Raw genomic sequence first — 3,546 nt, forward strand, 5'->3', positions numbered from 1 at the left:
CCGGATGGAATTGTTAGTCATCACAATGCTCCAGACATGGAAAACCCCGCCGGCTTATGTCGCGGGCGGGGCTGGAAACGAACGAACCGGATCTATCCTGCCGGCCTTCGTCGTCGCGCAATCAGCTTGCCGCTCCGCATTGTGCGGCGTCGCTTGGTATTTGTGGGCGCGAGGGCGAACATGGCGCCAAGCTGGCGCAGGAAAGGCGTGGCTGTCAAGGTTTCGGGTCGGCCGATGCACCCGACTTCGTCATCCACGGGCGAAGCAGGAGCGAAGCTCCGTCGCGGAGACCCGAGGATCCATGCCGCGACCTCAGCCGTGGAGTGCAGCGGTGCAGAATTCTGGACCGTAGTGATGCTTCAGAGTCCCGGCATGGATCCTCGGGTCTGCGCCGCGTCGCTACGCTCCTTGCTCCGCCCGTGGATGACGAAGTGTTGGGCGCTTCCGCCAATTGCCAAAGGCGTACGGCTCTTCAATGCGAACGAACGTCAAACATCTGCATCGCCGGCCTAATACTCCTGCGCCGTCGCGCCGAAACAGAATCTCGTTGATGTCAACCTCGTCGGGCTGGCCCACGGCGAACACCACGGTCCTGGCCGCCGGGATCGCCACCCGGTCGTAGAGCGCGCGCACGCCCTCGGCGACATCGGGCTCTTTCCGCCTCAGCGATCGATCCGTGCCGCCTGTTGCGGCGAATAGCGCTCGCCCTGCACGGCAATCGCCGAGACCGCGTTTTCGATGTTGGCAAGATCGTCAGCCGTCAGCGCAACMGYGGMCGATGCGATGTTCTCCTCGAGGCGATTGAGCTTAGTGGTGCCGGGGATCGGAACGATCCATGGTTTTTGCGCCAGCAGCCAGGCGAGCGCGACCTGCGCCGGGGTCACCTTCTTCTGCGCCGCGATCGCGACGATCGCATCGACCAGCGCCTGGTTCGCCTTGCGCGCCTCCTCCGCAAAACGCGGCACGGTGTTGCGGAAGTCGCTGCTGTCGAACGTCGTGTCGGCATTGATGGCACCGGTCAGGAAACCCTTGCCGAGGGGACTGAAGGGCACGAAGCCGATCCCCAGTTCCTCAAGCACCGGCAGGATCGCCTCCTCGGGCTCACGCCACCACAACGAATACTCACTCTGAAGGGCGGCGACCGGCTGCACCGCATGGGCGCGGCGGATGGTGCGCACACCGGCCTCGGAGAGGCCGAAATGCTTGACCTTGCCTTGGCTGATCAAGTCCTTCACCGCGCCCGCCACCTCTTCGATCGGCACGACGGGATCGACACGGTGCTGGTAGAGAAGGTCTATGCGGTCGGTCCTCAGCCGCTTGAGCGAGGCCTCGACGACGTCGCGAATATGCTGCGGCCGGCTGTCCATGCCCTCATGTCCGGCTGTGCCGGCGATGTCGATGCCGAATTTGGTGGCGATCACCACCTCGTCGCGGATCGGCTGCAGCGCCTCGCCGACGACCTCCTCGTTCGTGAACGGTCCATAGACCTCGGCGGTGTCGAAGAAGGTGACGCCGCGCTCGAACGCCGAGCGTATCAGGCGGACGGCATCGGCCGTTTCCATAGGCTGCCCGTAGGACTGGCTCATGCCCATGCAGCCCAGCCCGATGGCCGAGACTTCGAGGCCGCTCTTTCCAAGTATTCGCTTTTGCATTTCAATTCTCCTTCGGTGTGATCCGCACCGTTGCGGCGCGGGCGCGCGCCGCAACCATCGGCGCGAGATAGGGGCTGGCAGCGTATTTCGCTCTGTAGGCGTCATCGATGCGATCGTTGACGGTTCCCTCGACCGGCTCGAAGCTGACGTCCCTGGCCATGCCGGCAACAGCGATGCGCCCGGCCTTCTGCTTGATCGCGGCCTGATACCAGCGCGACTGCGCTCCATTGTAGCCGCGCACATAAAGCGCGCCGTCGGCCACGACCGACCAGATCCAGGTCGGCGTGCCCAAGGTCACCCCGTCATCGCGCAACGGTGAGATATGCAGATCGTCGGTTGCCGCGATCCTTGCGAGTTCTTCCTTCGACCATGGCATGGCTTCATCCCTTTTTCTCGGCGTCGGCCTGTTCGAAAACCTTGCGGGCAATGCCGATCGCCGTGCTTGCGGCCGGCCATCCGGCGTAGAAGGCAAGATGTGTGATGGTCTCGATGAGTTCGTCACGGGTGACGCCATTGTCGAGGGCACGCTTCATGTGAAAGGGCATCTCGTTGATCCGGTAATTCGCGACCAGGCTGGTGACAGTGACGAGGCTGCGGTCGCGCGGCGAAAGGCCGGGACGCTTCCAGAGATCCCCGAACAGCACCTCGTCGGTGTATTTGCCGAGCGCTGGCGCGATATCGGAGAACGGGCTTTTGGGGGCGTCTGTCATGAGAGCTTCCTTCGTTGAGGGTGTATCGGGACATGGAGCCGGGAACCGCCGCGTCAAACCCCGTATTGTTCGTCTGTAACCTTTTCCATCCAGTCGACGACCTTGCCGTCGAGCGCTTCGGCGACGGCGATGTGGCTCATCGCCGTGGTCGGTGCGGCACCATGCCAGTGCTTCTCGCCCGGCTCGAAGCAGACGATGTCGCCCGGGCGGATCGGCTCGACCGGCCCGCCTTCGCGCTGCACCAGGCCGGCACCCGACAGCACGATCAGCGTCTGGCCGAGCGGATGGGTGTGCCAGGCGGTGCGCGCGCCGGGCTCGAAGGTCACAGTGGCGCCGCCGACGCGGGCCGGCTCGCTGCCCTTGAAAGGCGCATCGATGCGCACCGTTCCGGTGAAATACTCCGCAGGACCCCTCGCTGAGGCTTGCGAGCCGCTTCGCTTGATATCCATGGCTTTTCCCTTCTCGACGCCGGGCAGGATGCTGCCAACGGCCTCCAGGGCCGCCGACTTCGGGGCAGCCGTCTATGTCTATGTGATGGCGTCTATTTAGCTCCTGCGATTGGCCYGGATTAGGTGCTATATCCGGCATGTACTTATGAGAAGGGCTCATCAATGCCACGAGACAATCTCAACGAGCTGACCGCCTTTCTCGCCGTCGCGCGCGAAAAAAGCTTCACCCGGGCGGCGGCGCAGATTGGCGTTTCGCAATCGGCGCTCAGCCACACGGTGCGCGCGCTGGAGGAGCGGCTGGGCGTGCGGCTGCTGACCCGCACCACGCGCAGCGTGTCGCCCACCGAGGCCGGCGAGCGCCTGGTGCGCTCCGTCGGGCCAAGGCTCGACGAGATCGAGGCCGAGCTCACCGCGCTCAGCGCCTTGCGGGAAAAGCCCGCCGGCACSRTCCGCATCACGGCSGGCGAGCATKCSGCCGACRCSGTGCTGTGGCCGGCWWTSGCSMAGSTGYTGCCGGACTATCCYGACATCAAGGTCGAGATCATCGTCGACTATGGCCTSACCGAYATCGTCGCCGAGCGCTACGACGCCGGMGTKCGKCTGGGCGARCAGGTGGCRMASGACATGATCGCSGTGCGCATCGGSCCYGACATGCGCATGGCGGTGGTCGGCGCGCCCGCCTATTTCGCAAAACGCAAGCCGCCAAAGACGCCGCAGGACCTGACGGCGTATGAT

5 protein-coding genes are annotated in these 3,546 nt (G+C 64.5%); 1 reads left to right on the forward strand and 4 read right to left on the reverse strand.

Annotated features, from left to right (window positions below; genetic code table 11):
* Nucleotides 1-662: 662 nt before the first annotated feature.
* From AC1DX0_RS32905 to AC1DX0_RS32920, 4 genes are read right to left on the reverse strand one after another with little or no spacing between them, the layout of a single operon-like run.
* On the reverse strand, nucleotides 663-1,652 hold the full coding sequence (locus AC1DX0_RS32905) for an aldo/keto reductase (RefSeq protein WP_477358543.1): 990 nt from the start codon (nucleotides 1,650-1,652) through the stop codon (nucleotides 663-665).
* 1 nt (nucleotide 1,653) lies between these two features.
* Nucleotides 1,654-2,028, reverse strand: a complete 375-nt coding sequence (locus AC1DX0_RS32910; RefSeq protein WP_477222779.1) for a DUF2255 family protein — start codon at nucleotides 2,026-2,028, stop codon at nucleotides 1,654-1,656.
* 4 nt (nucleotides 2,029-2,032) lie between these two features.
* Nucleotides 2,033-2,362, reverse strand: a complete 330-nt coding sequence (locus AC1DX0_RS32915) for a carboxymuconolactone decarboxylase family protein (RefSeq protein ID WP_477222780.1) — start codon at nucleotides 2,360-2,362, stop codon at nucleotides 2,033-2,035.
* 53 nt (nucleotides 2,363-2,415) lie between these two features.
* Nucleotides 2,416-2,811 (reverse strand): (R)-mandelonitrile lyase, encoded by a 396-nt coding sequence (locus tag AC1DX0_RS32920; protein ID WP_477222781.1) that lies wholly within the window; start codon nucleotides 2,809-2,811, stop codon nucleotides 2,416-2,418.
* A gap of 162 nt (nucleotides 2,812-2,973) precedes the next feature.
* Here AC1DX0_RS32920 and AC1DX0_RS32925 point away from each other — a divergent pair.
* A partial coding sequence (locus AC1DX0_RS32925; RefSeq protein ID WP_477358545.1) for a LysR family transcriptional regulator occupies nucleotides 2,974-3,546 on the forward strand: 573 nt, incomplete at its 3' end.

This window comes from Mesorhizobium sp. P3_A9 (assembly GCF_056402975.1).